Annotated in this window: 2 protein-coding genes, 1 rRNA gene and 1 pseudogene; all 4 read left to right on the top strand. The window is 35.3% G+C overall.

The window, feature by feature from the left end:
* A 5S ribosomal RNA gene (gene rrf, locus FTU05_RS17480) occupies positions 1-98 on the top strand; the annotation flags it as partial.
* 290 nt (positions 99-388) lie between these two features.
* On the top strand, positions 389-1843 hold the full coding sequence (locus FTU05_RS17475; protein WP_180008579.1) for an RNA polymerase factor sigma-54: 1455 nt from the start codon (positions 389-391) through the stop codon (positions 1841-1843).
* A gap of 168 nt (positions 1844-2011) precedes the next feature.
* Positions 2012-2344 carry a ribosome hibernation-promoting factor, HPF/YfiA family gene (hpf, locus tag FTU05_RS17470; protein WP_078191195.1) on the top strand — a complete coding sequence of 111 codons (333 nt, stop codon included), beginning with the start codon at positions 2012-2014 and terminating at the stop codon, positions 2342-2344.
* 108 nt (positions 2345-2452) lie between these two features.
* Positions 2453-2620 (top strand): annotated as a pseudogene (locus FTU05_RS18020) (IS701 family transposase); the annotation flags it as partial.

Below are 2620 nucleotides of genomic sequence, written 5' to 3'. Positions count from 1 at the left end.
GAGTGAACCACCTGATCCCTTCCCGAACTCAGAAGTGAAACCTCTTAGCGCTGATGGTAGTGTGGGGTTACCCATGTGAGAGTAAGTCATCGCCAGCTCATTATTCGAAACACCCCCTGATATCTCAAGGGGTGTTTTTTTATGTCGGGAAAAATAACAAGAACAATGGAAAACAAAAAATACAGTGACAGCCGGAGTAAAATGAATAAGAAATCTAATTATATAGTTAATTTATAAGGCGAATTGTTCCTAATAAAAGAATAAATTAGCTGAATAATGTGTCTAAAAAAGACAAAAAATCGGGCGTTCTCTTCGAAATTATGCTATAAAAAATAAAACGGCATAAAAATTGCTTATAAAGTGCGGTTAATTATAGGGGGAGTTATTAATGAAATTAGCGATGGGGTTAAAGGTTGCCAATTCCTTATCATTAACACCTCAATTACAACAAGCCATTCGTTTATTACAGCTTTCAAGTTTGGAATTGGAACAAGAAATTCAAATCCAACTCGACAGTAATCCTCTATTAGAGAAAGTTGAAGAACAAAATACCGTTGAAAGTTTAAATAGCTTACAAGAACAAGAAAGGGAAAATAAAGACTTAACCAATGAATTAAATGCCGATCATTTGCCTGATGAGTTACCGGTAGATACGGAGTGGGATGATGTTTATACGCATCAACCTACAAGTTTAGGTGCTGCTGAATTTGAAGAGCGCGAAGATAATCGGCAGGGGCATCAAAGTTTACAAGCACATATGCTTGAGCAAGTTAATCTTTTACACTTTTCTGTGATCGATAAACTAATTGCACACTGTATTATCGATGCTTTAGATAACAAAGGTTTTTTAGATTGTGACTTAAATGAAATTACCCAATCTGTTCAGCATCTTTTAGATTCTATGGATTATGAAGAAGAAGTCGAAGATGACGAAGTTTTGGTGGTTTTAAAGCATATTCAGCGTCTAGATCCTTTAGGGGTAGGTTCACGTAATCTCGCTGAATGTTTAATGGTACAAGTTGAAAATCTTCCTGAGCATATCGAATATCGATATGAAGCTATTTTATTATTAAAAAATTATGAGTTGCTGATTACCAATGAATTACCCAAGTTGATTAAGCAAACCGGTTTAAATACGGAACAACTTAAACTTGCCATTTCTTTGTTAAAAACCTTAAAAGCACATCCAGGGCAAGAGTTTGAAGATAAAGATTCAGACTATCAAATTCCAGATGTTGTGGTACTAAAAAAGAATGAACATTGGTTGGTACAGTTAAATCCTGATGTAATGCCAAAACTACGGGTGAATTCTTTCTATGCCAATATGATCAAGCGTGCTGATCAAAGCGATGACAATCAATATTTACGTAATCAAATGCTTGAAGCTAAGAATTTCATTAAAAGTATTGATGAACGACATAAAACTTTATTAAAAGTAGCAACTTGTATTGTTGAGCATCAACGAGCGTTCTTTGAACAAGGGCCTGAGGCAATGAAGCCTTTGGTCCTGCGAGATATTGCGGAAGAAGTTGAACTTCATGAATCCACAGTTTCCCGTGTAACCACAAATAAATATATGCTCACACCACGTGGATTATTTGAGTTGAAATATTTCTTCTCAAGTCATGTTGGAACATCGTCTGGTGGGGAAGCGTCTTCGACGGCAATTCGTGCAAAAATTAAAAAGTTGATTGCAGAAGAAAATACACGTAAGCCTTTGTCTGATAATGCAATTGCAGTTTTGCTTAATGCAGAAGGTATTGATGTTGCTCGTCGTACAGTTGCGAAGTATCGTGAATCGTTACATATTCCATCATCTTCAGAGCGAAAAGTGTTGATCTAAATTTGAAAATCTGACTATTCTAGAGGTTCATTATGACGAAATAATGAATCTCTTTTTTTATAAGGAATGGCCGAAATGATCTGATTGTGTAAATGTATGCTTCGCATATTGAGTTGGATGATTCGGCTTGAACTTTTCCAGTCCTGAAAGAAGGTGAGGGATAGAATTATGCAGATTACAATTCGTGGCCATCATTTAACAATTACGCCAGCAATAGAAGAAAATATTCGTCTTAAATTTGCGGAAATGACCAAACATTTAGATCAGGTCAATAGTATGCAAGTCAAACTGACTAAAGATCATCAGGTTGATAAACGTTCAAAAAAAGGTAGTGATAATCATATTGCGGAAGCGATTATACGATTACCTGGGACAGAACTTTTTGCACAAGCGTGCGCTGATGATATGTATACCTCGATCAAAAAATTGTCTGAAAAATTAAAAAAACAATTACATAAACATCGAAAAATGCAGCTCATTTATATGCCTTTAACGGTTTAGATTGTAAATTGTACAAAAAGAGGTTTTTTATAACCTCTTTTTTTATATATATTAGGACTTACGCATTGACTGATTCAAAAAAGTATTAAAATACTTTATAAAGTATCTGTGATCAGACGAATTAAACATGCTTCTACAGCAACTTGTACATTACCCATTTATATGGGCTTTCTCATGACAGAACCGAACTCTATTAGCTGCACACAACTTGCCGAGACTTATAATATCTCGCATGATAGTGTAAATCGCTTTCTAGAGCGTGAAGACTACACACCT

The sequence above is a fragment of the Acinetobacter sp. YH12049 genome, from assembly GCF_013419875.1.
In the GTDB taxonomy this organism is placed as follows: Bacteria; Pseudomonadota; Gammaproteobacteria; order Pseudomonadales; family Moraxellaceae; genus Acinetobacter; species Acinetobacter amyesii.
The sequence above is the reverse complement of the archived record's forward strand: the minus strand, read 5'-3'. Positions and strand labels throughout refer to the sequence as shown.

Bases quoted from the DNA above. Each gene is read 5' to 3' on its own strand.
- FTU05_RS17475 (WP_180008579.1), top strand. From the start codon at position 389: ATGAAATTAGCGATGGGGTTAAAGGTTGCCAATTCCTTATCATTAACA.
- hpf (WP_078191195.1), top strand. From the start codon at position 2,012: ATGCAGATTACAATTCGTGGCCATCATTTAACAATTACGCCAGCAATA.